Source organism: Kitasatospora sp. NPDC002965, from assembly GCF_040611255.1.
Classification (GTDB): Bacteria; Actinomycetota; Actinomycetes; order Streptomycetales; family Streptomycetaceae; genus Kitasatospora.
Window position 1 is genome coordinate 12,967 of record NZ_JBEXNT010000119.1, and the last position, 17,094, is coordinate 30,060.

At 74.2% G+C, this 17,094-nt stretch carries 12 protein-coding genes; 6 read left to right on the top strand and 6 right to left on the bottom strand.

The annotated features are described in order from the left end of the window. Positions 1–69: 69 nt before the first annotated feature. Positions 70–1,584, bottom strand: a complete 1,515-nt coding sequence (locus tag ABZY91_RS32800; RefSeq protein WP_355406694.1) for a hypothetical protein — start codon at positions 1,582–1,584, stop codon at positions 70–72. A gap of 738 nt (positions 1,585–2,322) precedes the next feature. On the opposite strand from ABZY91_RS32800, the gene ABZY91_RS32805 reads away from it, so the two are divergent. From ABZY91_RS32805 to ABZY91_RS32825, 5 genes are all read left to right on the top strand, one after another. Beyond that, entirely contained in the window at positions 2,323–4,590 is a 2,268-nt protein-coding gene (locus ABZY91_RS32805; RefSeq protein ID WP_355406696.1) for a glycoside hydrolase family 97 catalytic domain-containing protein, read from the top strand. 194 nt (positions 4,591–4,784) lie between these two features. Further along, on the top strand, positions 4,785–7,631 hold the full coding sequence (locus tag ABZY91_RS32810) for an AAA family ATPase (protein WP_355406698.1): 2,847 nt from the start codon (positions 4,785–4,787) through the stop codon (positions 7,629–7,631). Positions 7,632–8,041: 410 nt separating this feature from the next. Continuing rightward, on the top strand, positions 8,042–9,352 hold the full coding sequence (locus ABZY91_RS32815; protein ID WP_355406700.1) for a sugar ABC transporter substrate-binding protein: 1,311 nt from the start codon (positions 8,042–8,044) through the stop codon (positions 9,350–9,352). A 10-nt stretch (positions 9,353–9,362) separates the two neighbouring features. Then, on the top strand, positions 9,363–10,316 hold the full coding sequence (locus ABZY91_RS32820; RefSeq protein ID WP_355406702.1) for a sugar ABC transporter permease: 954 nt from the start codon (positions 9,363–9,365) through the stop codon (positions 10,314–10,316). Next, complete coding sequence (locus ABZY91_RS32825; RefSeq protein WP_355406704.1) at positions 10,313–11,134, top strand: carbohydrate ABC transporter permease; 822 nt, start codon at positions 10,313–10,315, stop codon at positions 11,132–11,134. Before ABZY91_RS32820 ends, ABZY91_RS32825 begins: the two co-directional genes overlap by 4 nt. A gap of 763 nt (positions 11,135–11,897) precedes the next feature. Here ABZY91_RS32825 and ABZY91_RS32830 read toward each other — a convergent pair. The 5 genes from ABZY91_RS32830 to ABZY91_RS32850 all read right to left on the bottom strand — a co-directional run bounded on the left by ABZY91_RS32830 (position 11,898) and on the right by ABZY91_RS32850 (position 16,155). Next, a complete protein-coding gene (locus ABZY91_RS32830; RefSeq protein WP_355406706.1) occupies positions 11,898–13,073 on the bottom strand; it encodes a mandelate racemase/muconate lactonizing enzyme family protein in 1,176 nt (391 codons plus the stop codon). 58 nt (positions 13,074–13,131) lie between these two features. Further along, a complete protein-coding gene (locus tag ABZY91_RS32835) occupies positions 13,132–13,515 on the bottom strand; it encodes a hypothetical protein (protein ID WP_355406708.1) in 384 nt (127 codons plus the stop codon). A 161-nt stretch (positions 13,516–13,676) separates the two neighbouring features. Continuing rightward, positions 13,677–14,585: an SMP-30/gluconolactonase/LRE family protein gene (locus tag ABZY91_RS32840; RefSeq protein WP_355406710.1), complete on the bottom strand. Its 909-nt coding sequence runs from the start codon at positions 14,583–14,585 to the stop codon at positions 13,677–13,679. After that, positions 14,582–15,490: a sugar kinase gene (locus ABZY91_RS32845; protein WP_355406716.1), complete on the bottom strand. Its 909-nt coding sequence runs from the start codon at positions 15,488–15,490 to the stop codon at positions 14,582–14,584. The genes ABZY91_RS32840 and ABZY91_RS32845 overlap by 4 nt, the downstream gene beginning before the upstream one ends. 14 nt (positions 15,491–15,504) lie before the next feature. Further along, positions 15,505–16,155 carry a bifunctional 4-hydroxy-2-oxoglutarate aldolase/2-dehydro-3-deoxy-phosphogluconate aldolase gene (locus tag ABZY91_RS32850; RefSeq protein ID WP_355406712.1) on the bottom strand — a complete coding sequence of 217 codons (651 nt, stop codon included), beginning with the start codon at positions 16,153–16,155 and terminating at the stop codon, positions 15,505–15,507. Between the two features lie 105 nt (positions 16,156–16,260). Between ABZY91_RS32850 and ABZY91_RS32855 the strand changes: the two genes are divergently transcribed. Continuing rightward, the gene (locus ABZY91_RS32855; protein WP_355406714.1) at positions 16,261–17,037 is read left to right on the top strand and encodes an SDR family oxidoreductase; all 777 of its coding nucleotides are present in this window, start codon (positions 16,261–16,263) and stop codon (positions 17,035–17,037) included. Positions 17,038–17,094 lie beyond the last annotated feature (57 nt).

Below are 17,094 nucleotides of genomic sequence, written 5' to 3' on the forward strand. Positions count from 1 at the left end.
GGCCGGCCGCCTCCGCGGGCGGCCCGGGCGGCCGCCCCCCCCCCCCCGCACCCCCCCCGGCGGCGGGGGTCAGGGGTTGCGGACCCAGAACTCGATGGAGAGCGGCGGGACGGTCAGGGTGAGCGTGGGGCCGGTCAGGGTGCTCAGCACCTGGTTGTGGGTGGTCGGGCCGTAGCGGTGGCCCTGGAAGGAGGCGGCGGTCTGGGTGTCCACGGTGTAGGTGAACGGCTTGCTGGAGGACCGGTTGGTGATGACGAAGATCTGCTTGCCCTCGGGGGTCTTCCAGGCCATGATCCGGTGGTCCTTGTAGGGGCTGCCGTCGGTGTGGACGGGCTCCTCCACGTGGTGGCGCACGGAGTTCCAGGGCATGTAGCGGACGAAGCCGGAGACGGCGTTCCAGTTCTCCGGGTTGAAGTCCCAGTGGCCGGGCTTGATGTTCGGGTAGCGGCTGAAGTTCGTGTCGTGCTGGGGCCGCCAGAAGCCGAGCGAGTAGCCCTTGGACTCGGAGTTGGTGGTGGGCTTGAGGGCGTGCAGCCAGAACCAGGTGGGCGCGTTCTGGAAGGTCATCCAGTTCATGATCGACTGGGCGGTGTTGATCGTCCGGTTGAACGAGCTCGTGGGGTGGAGGTACTCGAACTCGTTGTTGAACACGGGCCGGCCGAGCGCACCCGAGGTGAAGTCGTCGGTGATCTGCTCGTCGGCGTAGGTGCCGACCCGGTGGAAGGTCCACGCGTCGACGTACCGCAGCGCCTGCGCGTCCGAGATGACCGCACGGCCCCGGTCGCCCTTCCAGCCGCCGCGGCTGTCGGCCTGGATCATCACGTTCGGGTACTTGGCCCGGATCTTCGGGGCGACCGCCTTGAAGGCCGCGAGGTACTCGGCCGGCTCGTAGAAGCAGGAGGAGTAGAAGGCGGGCGAGTCGGGCTCGTTCTGCAGGCCCCACATGCTGATCGGGACGCCGCGGTCGGCGAGGTAGTCGAGGTCGGCGACCATCGCGTCGCCCAGCGCGTCGAGGTCCGCCGGGGCGAAGGAGGCGAGCCCGTAGGCGGTCTTCCCGTCGGCGCTCTTGCCGACCAGGTTGTTGTTGGTCTTCCAGGCGGGGGCCGGGGACCAGTACTCGGCGGCGACACCCTCGATCCTGGCCTCGCGGATCATCTCGGCGAGCAGCTTGGTCTGGTCCTGGTAGCGGTCGACGAGCCGCTTGCCGTCGGCGGTCACCCCCCGGTGGTAGAGGCCGAGCGCCAGGCGGCAGTAACGGAAGCCCCGGTCCGAGCGGATCTTCAGCATCTGCTGGTAGAAGCGGGTGCGCTCGGCGGGCGTCAGGTCGTACGGGACGCCGCTGACCAGGTCGGGCATGCCCTGGTTCCCGGAGTTGATCGAGTCGGACTGGATCTCGAAGCCCAGGCCCAGGATGGTCTGGCGGGCGCCGTTGTCGAACCGGATCGTGTAGCTGCCCGAGTCGAGGCCCGCAGCCCGGGCGGCCGAGAAATTGAGCAGCGGTCCGGCCGCCGCGGCGGCGCCGCCGATGGCGACGCCGCGCAACAGGGTTCTGCGGCTGACGCCGTGCTGGTCGCTGGGGGACATGGTGGTTCTCCCTGGGGTGGGTGGAGAGTCCGGCGATCCGAACCGCCGGGCGGGACTCGTCGGTGTGGGGGCGCCCGGGTGGGTGGCGCGCGACCGGGGTGGTCACGCTCGGGCTCGACACCCGGGTCGACGCGGGTCGGGGACAGCGCCGACGGTCCGGGGGCAGAGGGCGGCCGGCACCTCCGCGAACGACGGCCCGACCTTTCGGTCGGGCTGTCGCCGGAGTCAAGGTATGCGATATACGACTTGATTCGCTAGCCGTGTTGCCGATTTGTTTCCGCGCCCGCAGCGACCGGCACCGGAGCCGCCCGGGGCCGGCGCGGCGCCCCGCCACGCCGGCCCCGGGGAACGCGCCCAACGACGGCTTCCGGCCCAGCTCTTGACAGGTGGTCGGTCGGCGAGTTTCCTTTGGCGCATCCTGTTGGATTTCGTTGAATCGTGAGGGGTGGCGACGACGCCCTCGGCATCCGATCCGGCCGCCGAGCCTCCCCTCTCCCGCCCCCAGGGGCGGGGCACCGACTCCTTCCGACCGACTCCCGCACGGGCCGCACTCCTCGTCGGCGCCGCCGTCGTCCGGCAGCGCCGCAGCGGCAATCGCAACCGTCGGCCCGCCCGCCCTCCGCAGACCTTCCCCACCCGCAAGGTCGCAGAGCTCCCGCCGGTCACCACGGCACCCACCCCGGCCCGTCCACCCAGGGCCGTCGCCGTCGCCTGCGGGAACCCGAGAAAGGGACCCCCGTGAACCGCACCACCGGACGCGACCTCATGGTCGCCGCCACCCTGCTGGCCCTGACCGCCGGCCTCGGCGCGACCGCCACCGGCCCGGCCGCGGCCGCGCCGCCGAGCAGCTGGACCTCCGTCCAGCCCGGCGCCGCACCGACCGGCTGCGGCGGCGTGCGGGCCACCGTGGCACTCGACGCCGCCGGGACGCCGACCCTGGGCGCCAGCTGGGACTGCAAGCAGGTCCTCGCCCCCGCACCGATCGGACTGGTGACCGGCACCGCCGACCTCAGCACCGGCCTCGACTTCGTCAGCCGCTCCGACAGGACCGTCGACGAGACCTACCGGGCCACCGTCGGGAACTCCCGCTCCCGGTCCCGCACCGCGACCGAGACCCGCCTGGTCTTCGCCAAGGGCTCCGAGCGGATCACCGTGCACGTCCGGACCTCGCCGGACGGCGTCGCACTGCGCTACGAACTCCCCACCGGGGCCACCGTGCTGCGCGAGGCGACGTCCTTCGAGCTCCCGCTCGACGCGCAGCTCAGCCGGTCGCCGTTCGGATCGGCCCACGAGGCCCTGTACAGCACCTCGGCGGTGTCGGCCGCGGTCACCGGCGAGTACGGAATGGACCTGTTCGGCCAACTGGCCAACGGCGCCCGGGTGCTGCTCTCGGAGTCCGGGGTCGACGGCGGCTACTCCGGCGGGCGCTTCACCCACACCCAGGGCGGCGGCCGTTTCACGGTGAAGCTCGCGGACTCCCAGGTGGTGCGGACCGCCGCGTTCACCACGCCGTGGCGGGTCGCCACGATGGGCAGCACCGCGACGGTCGTCGAGTCGACGCTGGAGGACGACGTCGCGCCGGCGTCCAGGGTGGCCGACACCTCCTGGATCAAGCCGGGCATCGCCGCCTGGCCCTGGTTCGACGGCACCAAGGCCACCCAGCGGGACCTCGGCAGGCTCAAGGGCTGGGCCGACTACGCCTCCTCGCAGGGCTGGCCCTACCTGCTGGTGGACGACGGCTGGAAGGGCGTCGCCTGGATGCCCGACCTGGTCGCCCACGCGCAGGCCCGCGGCGTGAAGATCATGCTCTGGTACCACTGGCAGGACCTCGACACCGCCGCGAAGCGCGACGTCGAGTTCACCAAGCTCAACCAGTGGGGCGTCGTCGGGGTCAAGATGGACTTCATGGGCTCCGAGACCCGCGCGCGTCACCAGTGGTACGACGAGGCGCTGGCGGACGCCGCGGCCCACAGGCTGATGGTCGACCTGCACGGCTCCCGGCTCCCCGTCGGCATCCAGCGCACCTGGCCGCACGTGCTGACCATGGAGGCCGTACGCGGCGAGGAGTACAGCACCGGCCGCACCGTCGGCCACGTGACGGCCGTCCCCTTCACCCGGGGAGCGCTCGGCTCCGTGGACTACTCGCCGATGAGCTTCCAGCGCTCCAACCCGAACAGCGACGGCGCCGAACTCGCCCTCGGCGTGCTCTACGAGAGCGGACTGATGCTGCCCGGCGGCAAGGTCTCCGACTACCGGGCCCGGCCCGAGGCCCAGCGCTGGATGCGGCAGCTCCCCACCGTGTGGGACGAGACCCGGTTCGTCCAGGGCGACCCGGTCGGCGGCGCGGTCGTCGCCCGCCGCAACGGCGACCGCTGGTTCGTCGGCGCCGTCACCGGCGGCGGCGCCGGGGACATCGCATACCCGACCGCCTTCCTCGGCAGCGGCAGCTGGCACGCCGAGATCACCACCGACGGCGCCGACGGCCTCGTCCGGACCAGCCGGGTGATCCGGGCCGGAGACACGCTGACGGTCCCCGCCGTCGCACACGGGGGCCATGCCGTCAGGCTCACCCGCGCCGCCGTGCCGCCCACCGGGAACCGCACCGTCACGGTGGCCGACGGCGGCGGCGACGCACTCGCCGTCGAGGGGTCCGCCACCGGCTGCGACGTGCCGGTCGTCCGGTCCGCCGGCGACGGCAGCGCCGGCCGGCGCTTCGAGCTGAGGCCGCTGGGCGACGGCTACGTCCGCATCGTCAACCAGGGCAGCGGCGAGGACGTGGTCGTGCTCGGCGCCTCCCGGAACGCCGGCGGGAAGATCGTCCAGTGCGCGTACGCGCCCGGGGAGAAGACCAACGACGAGTGGCTGGTGGAGGACGCCGGCGACGGCAGGGTCCGCATCGCCAACCGCTACAGCGGCCTCTACCTGACCGCGGCCGCGGCCCGGGCCGGGCAGTTCGAGCAGCGGCCGTTCGACGGCACCGGTCGGCAGCTCTTCACGGTGGGCTGACCTCCGCCCCCGGGGCGGCCCCTCCGACGGGGGCCCGCCCCGGGCACGCCCGCAGCCGGCCGACCGACCCGGGGTGGCCCTGCGCCCTCCGGTGCCGCGCCGCCCGGCGGCGCCCCGGGCAACGGCGCTAGTTTGGAATCGGCGCGGCCCCGAACCGGGCCGAACCGGGAACGGCGCAGGAGGGAACCCAGCGGATGACGACGCAGACCGGCGCGGCAGGCGACGCGTCCCGGAGGAAGGCACCCCCCTTCGTCGGACGGGAGCGCGAGCTGGGGGCCCTGCTGGGCGCCGCACGCTCGCGACCGTCGGTGGTCCTGGTCGAGGGCGAGGCCGGCATCGGGAAGTCGCGGCTGGTCGCCGAGGCCGTCGACGAACTGCGCGGCGAGGGCGTGCGCGTGGTGACCGGCAGCTGCCACCCGCTGCGCGAGCCGCTGGCCTTCGGTCCGGTGGTGGAGGCGCTGCGCCGGTCCGGTCCCTGGATGCCGGGGGCGGGCCGGCTGGACGCCCCCGCCGGGGTGCTCGCGGTGCTGCTGCCCGAACTCGCCGACCGGCTGCCGCCCGCCCAACCGTGGCCGTCCGGACAGAGCGCCCCGCGCGACCTGGTGGCCCGGGGGGTGCGGGTCGTACTGGCCGCGATCGCCCCGGTGGTGCTGGTGGTCGAGGACGTGCACTGGGCCGACGAGGCCACCCGGGAACTGCTCCTGCTGCTGGGCCGGGACCTGCCCGCCGACACCGCACTCGTGCTCACCTACCGGGCCAGGGACGTCCCCGGACGCGGTCCGGTGCTCGGTGCGGCGTTCCGGCGCCCGCCGGGCACCGGGGGCGCCGAGCTCGCCCTCCCCCGCCTGTCCCCGGACGACCTGCGGGCGATGGCACGTTCCGTCCTGGCCGAGGCGGCCACCCCCGGGCTCCTCCACACCCTGGTGGAGCGCAGCGAGGGTCTGCCGCTGGTCATCGAGGAGGACCTCATCACCCTCGGCGCGCGGCTCGGGGACGGCGCGCTCGGGGTGCCCCGCAGCCTGCGCGAGGTGTTCGCGGAACGCATCGACCGGCTTTCGCCGGAGGCCGTGGCGCTGGTGAACGTCTCCGCCGTGCTCGCCGTCCCGGCCGGCGAGCAGCTGCTGGCGGACTGCGCCGGGCTGCCGCCGGGGGCCGCCGGCGAGGCGCTGCTCGCGGCGCTGGCGGCCTCGGTGCTGCGCGAGTACGGCCCGGACAGCTACGGCTTCGCCCACGTGCTCGGCCGGCAGGCCCAGTACGACAACCTCCCCGGCCCGGTGCGGCACCAGCTCCACCGGCGGGTCCTGGACGTCCTGGAGGCGCTGCCTGAGCCGCCGCTGGTCCAGATCGCCCATCACGCCCGCGCCCTCGGGGACACCGCGGTCTGGCTGGACCGCGCGATGGCGGCGGCGGACCAGGCCGTGGCGCTCGGCGACCAGGGAACCGCGGCGGCCCTGCTGCACCAGGTGCTGGACGAGCCCCGGCTGCCGTCCGCCCTGCACGCCCGCGCCGCGCTCGCCCTGGCCCGGACCGCCTGGGACACCGTCGAGTACACCCGGACGATCGCCACGCTGCGCCGGATCGTGGCCGGTCCGGGCCTCCCGGTGGCGGCCCGTGGCGAGATCCGGCTCGACCTCGGACTGATGCTGCTCAACCAGGCGGCGGACCCCTCGGGCGAGGCGGAGATCGAGCGGGCCGTCGAGGAGCTGGAGGGGCGCCGGCCGGAGCAGGCCGCGCGCGCCATGTCGCTGCTCGCCATGTGGGAGACCAGCCGGTTCTCCGCCGCCGAGCAGCGGGCCTGGCTGGACCGCGCCGTCGCCACCATCGCGGACAGTCCCGACCGGGCCGTCCACGCCTCGGTGGCCGCGAACCGGGTCACCGTCCTGGCCGCGCAGGGCCGCCCCGAGGCGGCCGGGCTGCTGGCCGCGCTGCCCCGGACCGACGACGACCCGGAGGTGGTCCGGCACACCGCGCGGGCCCTGGTCAACGCCGCCGAGGTCGGGATCTGCCTCGGTCAGGACGCCCGCGCCGCGGACTGCACCGAGGAGGCGCTCGCGCTCTCCCGCCACCACCACGCGCACGCGCTGATCGTGCACTGCCGCTCCTACCGGCTGCTGCTGTCCTGGCTGGCCGGCGAGTGGGCGCACTGGGACGAGCGGTACGCGGCCTTCCTCGCGGAGTACGTCGACGAGCCGCTCGCGGTCGACGACCTGCTCGCCACCGTGGAGGGCGTCCTGGCCGCGGCCCGTGGGCGGGTCTCGCGGGCGGTCGAGCGCTTCGACCGCGTGCTGACCCGGGACGGTGCGCGGATGAACGTCAACGCGCTCGGCGCCGCGGCCGGCCTGGCCCGGATCCAGCTGGCCCGGGGGGACGCGGACGCGGCCTGGAGCACGGTGGGCGCCTACCTGCCGCTGCTGCCGCGCAAGGAGGAGTGGGTCTACGCGCTGGGCCTGGTGCCGGTGGCCGTGGAGACCGCCCTGCAGCGGGGCGACGACCGCACGGCCGCGGCGCTCGTCGAGGACCACGGGGCGGGCGTCGAGGGCCTGGACGCCCCCGGGGCGGTCGCCGAGCAGTACCTGTGCCGCGGCCTGCTCGCCGCCCGCGAGGATCGGACGCAGGCCGCGCAGCACTTCGACCGGGCCCGGCTGCAGTGGTCCGGCATCGGACGGCCGTACCACGCGGCGCTGGCCGACGAGCAGGCCGCGCAGGCCCTGGCCGGCCTCCACCCCGCCGAGGCCGTGCAGCGGCTGACGCGGGCCGCGGGCGTCCACGACCGGCTCGGCGCGACCACCGACTCCGCCCGCTGCCGGCACCTGCTGCTCGCCCTGGGCCAGTCCCGCCCGCAGTCCCGGGGCAGGGCGGGCTACGGCGACGAGTTGTCCCCGCGCGAGCAGCAGGTCGCCCGGCTGCTCGGCGACGGCGCCACCAACAAGGACATCGCCGCCGCGCTCTTCCTGTCGCCCCGGACCGTGGAGCAGCACGTCGCCAAGGTGCTGCGCAAGCTCCGGACCACGCGCGAGGCGCTGCGCAACGGCCCGGCCTGACGGCCTGCGGCCCGGCCCGACGGCCCTTCCCGCCGCGGTGCGCCGAGCCGACCGGGTGCGGTGACGGGCCGGGCGCTGCCCGGCGCCGGCCCACATGCACGTACCGCCCCTGATTGATTACCTACCGATCGCGCGGATGAGCTGATCATGCCGGGCCGCCCTCTCCGGGGCGGTCGCGGCCGTCCCGGCCCGCGGCCGGGGGCCGGCGGAGGTCCGGTCTCGTCATGAGAACGAAACGGCAACAGCCACTGGCGCTCATTTCGTATATCGCATACGTTACGCGTCAGGTCGGTGATCCCGGCGGCGCTCCAACGCCGCACCACGCCGTACCGGACCCCCAGTCCCTGCCCCCGCACACACCGGGGCGGCCGCACCGAGCCGTAGCCCGCGCAGCACAAGGAGACCCACCCATGGCACCACTCCGCCGCAGACTCGCCGCCCTCTCCCTGGCGTCCGCGTTCGCCCTCGCCGCCTCGGCCTGCGCCTCCGGCGGCGGGTCGTCGGAGTCCGCCGGGCCCACCACCGTCACGTTCTGGTCGATGCCCTACTGGATCGGCCAGGACACCAAGGTCAAGGCCCTGGTGGACGAGTTCAACGCCTCCCAGGGCAAGGTGAAGGTCGAACTCACGCTCCTGGAGTGGAAGGACGGCCGGGACAAGATCAAGCAGGCCATCGCCGCCGGCAAGGGCCCCGACGTCTGGCTGATGAACAACGGCCTGGAGCTCGACTACCTCAAGGCCGGCGCCCTCGCCCCGCTCGACAAGCTCGGCTACACCGCCGCCGACACCGAGAAGTTCCTGCCGCTGGCCAAGGTCGACGAGTACGACGGCAAGATGCACGGCGTCCCGCTCTACTTCGACGTGGACGTCATGCTCTACCGCACCGACGTCCTCCAGCAGTACGGCATCGCCGCCCCGCCGAAGACCTGGGACGAGCTGAAGTCCACCGCGGCCACCATCACCAGCAAGTCCGCCGAGGCCGGGAAGAAGGTGGCCGGCTGGCAGTTCAAGGGCATGGACGACCACCTCAACGCCATCAACTCCACCTGGGAGAGCTTCCTCTGCCAGGCCGGGGGCACCCTCACCACCCCCGACTTCAAGGCCTCCACGCAGAACACCGAGGCCGGGCGCACCGCGATGGAGTACATGAAGTCCTTCTACACCGAGAAGATCTCCCCGGTCGGCACCAGCGCCCTCAACGGCTTCATCAGCGGCGACGTCGCGATGTTCCCGTTCTTCCAGTCGGTCATCGCCAACGTCCAGACCGGCGGCGCCAAGACCGAGGGCAAGTGGGCCGTCGCCCCGATGCCCACCGGCCCCAAGAGCGGCTGCTCCATGGTCGGCGGCCACAGCCTGGTCGCAGGCTCCGCGAGCAAGAACCTGCAGGGCGCCGGCACCTTCATGCGCTGGCTGGCCTCCCCCGAGCGCAGCGCCCAGTACATGGACTTCCACGCGATCTTCCCGTACGACCTCGGCAAGGTGGACCCGGCCGTGAAGGCCACCGTGGACGGCAAGGTCAAGGCCGACCCCAACTGGGCGCCCATCTTCGAGCAGCTCGCCCGCAACACCCCCGACCTGGTCCTCCAGGACCGGCACGCCTTCCAGGCCCGCTGGGACGCCCAGAAGGCCAACATCGTGGCCGGCGTCAACGGCCAGGCGTCCGTCGACAAGGCGCTGAAGACCGTCGACGACCTGGTCGGCCAGGCGCTCGGCAAGGAGTGACGGAAAGCCGATGACGACCATGACCGACCTCCCCGCGAAGCACCCTCCCGGCGGCACCGCCGCCGGGAGCGGCCCGGACCGCGCCGGGCAGACCTCGAAGTCCCGGCGGCGTTCGACCGGAGCCCTGGCCGGCTGGCTCTCGGTGGCTCCCGCGCTGCTGGTGATCCTGGGCTTCACGTTCTACCCGATGGTCCAGTCGATGCTCCTGAGCACCGACCACTGGAACCTGCTGGGCCCGCGCACCTTCGTCGGCGCGGAGAACTACCGGACCATCCTCGGCGCCGGCACCTTCCGCACCAGCATCGTCAACACGCTGGTGTTCACCGCGATCACCATCGTCGGCACCTACGTGCTGGCGCTGGCCACCGCGACGGCCGCCAACCGTGAACTCGCCTCCGCCCGCCTCGTCCGCACGGTGACCGTGCTGCCCGCCGTCATCCCGATGGTGGTCGCCGGCCTCGTCTGGAAGTGGCTGTACGAGCCCGACCACGGACTGATCAACACGCTGATCGGCCTGTTCGGCGTCGACGGCGCCCGCTGGCTCTTCGACAACGACCTCGCCCTGCCCGCTGTCGCCGTGGTGAGCATCTGGAAGGAGTTCGGCATCTACGCGCTGATCCTCCTCGGCGGACTCCAGCGCATCCCGGACGAGATCTACGAGGCCGCCACCATCGACCGCGCCGGCCCCTGGCGGCAGTTCCGCTCGATCACCCTGCCGATGCTCAAGCCGGCCACCGCCGCCGTCTTCCTCCTGCTCCTGTTCAACTCCTTCAAGGTGTTCGACCAGGTGTGGGTGATGACCGAAGGCGGTCCGGGAACCGCGACGCTGACCGTCGTCACGTTCATCTACACCCGCCTGCTGACCGACGTGGGCGTCGCCTCCGCCGCCTCGGTGGTCCTGTTCGTGATCCTCCTGACGATCACCCTCGTCCGGCTGAAGCTGACCTCCCGGGAGGAGTCGTGAGCAAGTCCCCGAAGCGTCTCGCCCCGACGCTGTGGCTGACCGTCGCCGGCGTCTTCGCCGGACTCCCGGTGCTCTGGATGCTGCTGACCTCCTTCCAGCCCCTGGAGGAACTGGTCGGCAACGGGCGGCACCTGATCCCCGGGAGCCTGACCCTGGGCGCCTACCGGGAGGTCCTCTCGGCCTTCCCATTCGGCCAGTGGTTCGTCAACTCCGTACTGGTGGCCGGCGCCGTCGTGGCCGGCAACCTGGTGTTCGACACCCTCGCCGCCTACGGCCTGGCCCGGATCCCCTTCCGCGGCCGGCAGGCCGTCCTCACCCTGATCCTCGCGACGCTGATGATCCCCACCCAGGTCATCCTCGTCCCGCTGTACCTGGTGATGCGCGACCTCGGCTGGATCGACACCTACTGGGCGCTGATCATCCCCTTCCTGGCCAGCCCCACCGGCATCTTCCTGCTGCGCCAGCACTTCGTGACGCTGCCCGTCCAGCTCGACGAGGCCGCCGCCATCGACGGCGCCGGCCGGCTGCGCACCCTGGTGAGCATCCTGCTCCCCAACTCCTGGGCGGCGCTGGGCACCGTCGCGGTGCTGAAGTTCATGTGGACCTGGGGCGAGTTCGCCTGGCCCTCGCTGGTCACCAACAACGAGATGCTGCGCACGCTGCCCGTCGGACTGGCCCAGTTCCAGAACCAGTTCGCCCCCCGCTGGGATCTCCTGATGGCCGGCTCCGTGCTGGCCGCGATCCCGGTGGTCCTCGCCTTCGTCCTCCTCCAGCGGACCTTCGTCCGCGGACTCACCGGTGGTGCGGTGAAGGAGTAGGACGAGAACCCCCCGGTTCCAGGTCGGGAGACCCGGGGAGAACCGCAGGCCCGGTCGTTGCCAGAGGGAGGCGACGACCGGGCCTGCGGCATGTCCGGAGCCGTTCCCGGGCCCGCCCGTTGTCCCGCCCGCAGGCCCGCCCGTGGGCCCGCCCGTTGTCCTGCCGTGGGCCCGCCGTGCCCCGGCAGACGGCGCCCGTCGTGCCCGGCCGTGGCGCGGCGGAGCAGCGGGGCCGGTCGCCGCCCGGGGCCCGGGGCCCGGGTACGGACGGTCCGCGGTTCGCGGTGCGGAACGGCCCCGGCGCACGGGTGCGGCGGGGCAGCGGTGCGGCCGGCCCGGCGGCGCGGAGCCCGGTGAGTGGTACGGCGCCCGGCCCGGCCGGGCAGCCCGGGGCTCCGGCGCCGGAACGGGGGTGCGGGGCACGGGCTCGGCCCTGCCCCGAAACGCCGAAGACCTGGGCCGCGGAACGGCTGACGGTGCCGTTCCGCGGCCCAGGGGTCACGGGGGGTGTGTCGGGCCGGGAGACGCGGCTCCAGGACACGGTCGGCTGCGGCGCCGACGGCGACGCAGGCCCTGACGGGGTGGAGCGACCCCGTGACGACGGGGCTCCCCGCCGCTGACGTCGGCCCGAGCGTCAGCGGTGGGGAGCCGGGGGGCGGTGGCGGACAGTGTCAGGGCAGAGCTGCCCGCCACCGCGTTCGGGGGCGGGGCCGGCCGGGGAGTCCGGCGGCCCGGCGTTCGGGGGGTGCGGTCCGGCCGGTCGTCAGAACCGGGCGATCACGTACCGGTCGACGGTGTCCTCGTCGAGCTCGAAGCCCAGGCCAGGCCCGGTCGGGACGACCAGCGCGCCGTCGGTGAACTTCGGCGGGTTGACCAGGATGTTCTCCCGGATCGGGTTGGGCAGCCGGTTGTACTCGTAGGTGCGCAGGTTCGGGGTGGCCGCGCAGAGCTGCAGGGCCGCGCAGAGGCTGACGCCGGAGCCGACCCCGTGCGGGGCGATGTCCACGTGGAACGCGGAGGCGAGCGCGGACAGCCGCATGGCCTCGGTGATGCCGCCGCAGCGGGCCACGTTCGGCATGAAGACGTCGATCGCGCGGTTCAGCAGCGAGTCCCGCAGGTCGAAGCGGGTGAAGTGGGTCTCGCCGTTGACGACCGTCAGGCCGGTCCGGCGGCGCAGCTCGGCGAGGTTGGCGAGGTCGTCCACCTGGAGCGGCTCCTCGTACCAGGAGATGCCGAGGTCGGCGAGGACGGCGCCGACCCGGGTGGCCTCGTCGAGGTCGTAGGCGCAGTTGACGTCGGTGAGGATCTCGATGTCGTCGCCGACGGCAGCGCGGACGGCGGAGAGGTGGGCGCGGTCGGTGCGCTCGCCGCGGCCGATCTTGACCTTGAGGGCCTTGAAGCCGTCGTCGACGAAGCCGAGGGCCTGCCGGGCGGAGTCCTCGGGGTCGGCGTGCAGGGCGACCGGGCTGGCGTAGCAGTCGACGGTCTCGCGGATGGGGCCGCCGAGGAGGCGGTGGACGGGGACGCCGGCGAGCTTGCCGCGGAGGTCCCACAGGGCGAGGTCGACGCCGGCCATCGCTTCGAGGTAGAAGCCGCGGTTGTGGCCGCCGGCGGCCTGGCCCTTGAACAGCCGCTCCCAGATCGCGCCGGTGGCCAGCGCGTCCTGGCCGATCAGCAGCGGCGCCAGGACGGTCGCGACGACGGTGGCGGTGACCTGCGGGCTGGGCAGGCCGTACGCCTCGCCGATGCCGACCGAGCCGTCCTCGGTGTGGACCTTGACGAGGGTCGCGTACTGGCCCCGGCGGGGCAGCACCAGGTGGCTGGAGGCCGGGTACCGCAGCCAGTCCGGCACGTCCTCGGGCGAGTCGTACAGGTCGTCGAAGCTGGCGGACAGGGCTATGGCCTCGACCTTGGTGATGCGCAGTGGCTGGGTACTCACGGGTTCTTCTCCTGGGTGCTGGGCCCTCCCCGCCGAGCGGGGAGGGTGGTGGAGCGGTTCAGCCGCCGGTTCTGATCTCGCCGCGGGCGGTCTCGCGGCCGCCGAGGACGGCGAGTGCGGTGACGGCGCAGCCGGCGATGACGTAGAGGACGACGGGGGTGACGGAGCCGCCGGCCGCGACGAGGGCGGTGGCGAAGGAGGCCGGGGTGGCGCCGGTGCCGGAGGACCCGAAGAAGAGCGGTCCGAAGACCAGCGCGGAGGCGAGTCCGTAGAGGCTGAAGTCGTACCACTCCATGACGGTGCCGACGGTGCCGGCCAGCATCGTGCGGCGGGTCGTGGTGACGCCGGAGGTGTCGTGCACGGGGGTGCCCTCGGTCGGTGCGGTGGTGCGGTGCCGGGCGGTGGTGCGCTCCGGCGGGGTGGTGGGGGGAGGCGTGGTCATCGGGGCTCCACTTGGGGGGAGAGGTGCCGCGGATGGCTCAAACGTATGCGATATACGAAAAAACTGCCAGGGGTGTCGCCGATTCGTTTCCCGGAGGGGCACCGGCCGCCCGCCCTCACCGGGGTCGCCCGCACCCCGCCCCGGCCCGCCCCGCCCGCCGGTCACGGCGGCAGGGGCCGGTAGGGCGCGGCCGGGGGTCCGGTGACCGCGGACGGCCGGGCCAGGACCGCTCCCGCGTAGGGGCCCGGGGCGGTGAGCCGGTGCAGCGCGGTGGTCACGTACATCCGCCCGCCGCCGAAGGCGATGCTGCTCACGTGCGCGGTGGGTACCGCGACGCTCTCCCGGAGCCCGCCCGCCGGGTCGTAGCAGTGCACCCGGCCGGCACCCCACAGGGCGACCCAGAGGTAGCCGCGGTCGTCCACCGCCATGCCGTCCGGCCGGCCCTCGTTCCTGCCGAGGTGCACGAGCGGCCGGGGCGCGCCCAGCCGTCCGGTGCCGGGATCGACCGGGTACGCCTCGATCACGCCCCGGGCGCTGTCGGCCAGGTAGAGCGTGCGGCCGGATCCGTCGAAGACCGGCCCGTTGGGGACGGTCAGACCGGTCAGCACGCGGTGCGCCGAGCCGTCCGGGTCGACCCGGTGGAGCGAGCCGGCGCCCTCGGTCGCCTCCGTGGCCATGCTGGTGGCCCAGAACCGGCCGGCCGGGTCGCACGCGGCGTCGTTCATCCGCATCGGCCGCGGCGCGTCCGCCTCCGGCCGCGCGATCCAGTGCGGCTCGCGGGCCGGGCGCAGCAGGGCGACGCCCGGTCCGGCGGCGGCGATCCACTCCCCCGGCCTCCCGGCCACCGGGGCGACCGCGCCGAGCGGCATCCCGAGGGCGGCCTCGCGCCGCACGTCGTCGCCGGGGCCGCCGGGGCCGCAGCTGTGCAGGGTGCCCCCGAGGAGGTCGACGAAGTACAGCCGGCCCTCGTGCCAGCGCGCCCCCTCGCCCAGCCGGTAGCGCTCGGCGGAACACGGCCGCCAGGCGTCGGCGGACATCCGCACCACCTCGTCTCCTCCGAAGGCCGTCATCGCAGGGCGGTGCCGGGCGCGGCGTCCAGCAGGGTCAGTTCGTCCCGGAAGGGCAGGCCCTCCCAGTCTCCCGCCGCGGCCACCGCGAACGCCCCGGTGGTCACCGCGCGGTCGAGCCGGCCGTCCACCGGCAGGCCGTCGAGCAGCCCCGAGAGGTAGCCGGCGACGAAGGCGTCCCCGGCCCCGACGGTGTCCCGGACGGGGACCCGGACGGCGGGCCTGGCGACGGACCCGTCCTCGGTGAAGACCTCGGCACCGGCGGCGCCGCGCTTGACCACCACCTCGCCGACCCCCTGGGCGAGGAGCGCCTCGACGCACTCGGCCTCGTGCTCCACACCGGGCGGCGCGACCAGGGCGAGCTCGTCGTCGGAGGCCACCAGGATGTCCAGCAGCGGGACCAGGGGCCGCAGCGCGGCGGCGGCCTCCTCCCTGGACCAGAGCTTGGCCCGGTAGTTGACATCCAGGCACACGGCACCCGACGCGGAGCGGGCGGCGGCCTCGACGGCGGCCCGGGGGCCGGGGCCGAGGGCCGCGGTGACGCCGGTGAGGTGGACGATCCGGGCCCCCTCGGCGAGGGCGGCGGTGACGTGGGCGGGGGTGAGCCGGGAGCCGGCCGAGCCGTCACGGTAGTAGGAGACCCGGGTCAGGTCGGCCGCCCGCGGCTCGAAGACCACCAGACCGGTCGGCGCGGTGGCGTCGACGGCGGCCTGCGAGACGTCCACGCCCTCGGCCCGCAGGGTGCGCAGCACCAGTCGGCCGAACTCGTCGTCGCCGTTGACCCCGACCCAGCGCGCCGTGTGGCCGAGCCGGGCCAGGCCGATGGAGACGTTGGCCTCGGCGCCGGCCACCGAGAGGTCGAGGGTCCCGCCGAGGTGCAGCGGACGGTCGGCGCGCAGGGCCGCCATGGCCTCGCCGAGCGTCAGGACGTCGGGCACGGGAACTCCTCGGCGAGTGTGCGGAAGGCGGCGATGCGGGCGGGGAGGCCGGCGACGTCACCGCCGGCGCGGGCGGCGGTGCCGACCAGCGGTCCCCCGACGCCGACGGCCACGGCGCCGGCGGCCAGGAAGCCCCGGGCGGCCTCGGCGTCCACCCCGCCGACGGGCACGAAGGGCACGTCGGGGAAGGGGTCGCGCAGGGCCCGCAGGTAGCCGGGGCCGCCGAGGCTGCCCGGGAAGAGCTTGATCGCGGTCGCGCCCTCGGTCCAGGCGAGGGCGACCTCGGTCGGGGTGACCGCGCCGGCCAGGACCGGCATGCCGAGGGACTGCGCCTCGCCGACGGCCTCGGTCAGTCCGGGGGTCACCGCGAAGGCGGCGCCGGCCCGGGCGGCGGCCCTGGCGTCGGCGGCGGTGAGCAGGGTGCCGGCGCCGAGCGCCGCGTACGGGCCGAGGACCGCGCGGGCGCGCTCCAGGACCGCGAGCGCGCCCGTGGTGGTCAGCGAGACCTCGACCAGGTCGACGCCGGCACGGAACAGCGCGAGGACCGCATCCAGGGCGGCGTCGGGGTCGTTGCCCCGGACGATGGCCAGGATCCTGCGGTCGCGCAGGGCGGAGAGAAGGTCGTCTGGTTGCACGGATGCCTCCGGAGCTCAGGTGAGGGTTTTAGGATATCGTATACTTTCCAGTCGGAGCCCCGTGCACCGCCCACAACTTCCGCCCCCGACGAAAGGCGCCCCTCGATGACCCGTACCGCCCTGATCACCGGCGCGGCCGGCGGCATCGGCCGCGCCGTCGCCGCCCGCCTGGTGGCCGACGGCCTGCGCGTGGCCGGCCTCGACCTCACCGATCCCCGGCTGCCCGGCGTCACGTTCCACCGGGCCGACGTCACCGATCCGGCGCAGGTCGCCGCCGCGGTCGGACGGGCCGTCGAGGAACTCGGCGGCCTCGACGTGCTGGTGACCTGCGCCGGCATCACCGAGGGCGGCCCCCTGCACCTGACCACCGACGAGGAGTGGCAGCGCGTCCTGTCGGCCAACCTCGGCTCGGTGTTCCTGTGCGTCCGCGAGGTGCTGCCCACGATGATGGCGGCCGGGTCCGGAGCCGTGGTCACCGTGGGATCGGTGCTGCACCGCACCGGCGCGCCCGGTCTGCCCGCGTACGCCGCCGCGAAGGGCGCGATCGCCGCGCTGACACGCCAACTCGCCGTGGACTACGGACGGTTCGGCATCAGCTTCGTCACCCTCGCGCCGGGCTGGGTGCGCACCCCGGCGACCGAGGCCCGCCTGGCGCCCGGCGAGGAGGACCTGGTGCGGCTGCGGGAGAGCAATCCGATGCGCACGCTGGTGGACGCCGGAGACATCGCCGAGGCGGTGGCCTTCGCCTCGTCCCCGGCCGCCGGGATGATCACCGGCTCCGAGCTGGTGCTGGACGCGGGCGCCTCGGTGGTCAGCCCGGCCAGCCTCCTGCGCGACTCCCACCGCGAGCGGATGGGACTGCCGCCGCTCGACACCCACTGACCGGGTGCGCCCGGGCCGACCAGAGCGGGAACCGCCGGTGCGGGAGAACCGCCCGCT

What these genes read in the sequence shown, in the direction of transcription:
- ABZY91_RS32820 (WP_355406702.1), top strand. Translation starts at nt 9,363, where the DNA reads ATGACGACCATGACCGACCTCCCCGCGAAGCACCCTCCCGGCGGCACC.
- ABZY91_RS32845 (WP_355406716.1), bottom strand. Translation starts at nt 15,490, where the DNA reads ATGGCGGCCCTGCGCGCCGACCGTCCGCTGCACCTCGGCGGGACCCTC.
- ABZY91_RS32840 (WP_355406710.1), bottom strand. Translation starts at nt 14,585, where the DNA reads ATGACGGCCTTCGGAGGAGACGAGGTGGTGCGGATGTCCGCCGACGCC.
- ABZY91_RS32835 (WP_355406708.1), bottom strand. Translation starts at nt 13,515, where the DNA reads ATGACCACGCCTCCCCCCACCACCCCGCCGGAGCGCACCACCGCCCGG.
- ABZY91_RS32800 (WP_355406694.1), bottom strand. Translation starts at nt 1,584, where the DNA reads ATGTCCCCCAGCGACCAGCACGGCGTCAGCCGCAGAACCCTGTTGCGC.
- ABZY91_RS32855 (WP_355406714.1), top strand. Translation starts at nt 16,261, where the DNA reads ATGACCCGTACCGCCCTGATCACCGGCGCGGCCGGCGGCATCGGCCGC.
- ABZY91_RS32810 (WP_355406698.1), top strand. Translation starts at nt 4,785, where the DNA reads ATGACGACGCAGACCGGCGCGGCAGGCGACGCGTCCCGGAGGAAGGCA.
- ABZY91_RS32815 (WP_355406700.1), top strand. Translation starts at nt 8,042, where the DNA reads ATGGCACCACTCCGCCGCAGACTCGCCGCCCTCTCCCTGGCGTCCGCG.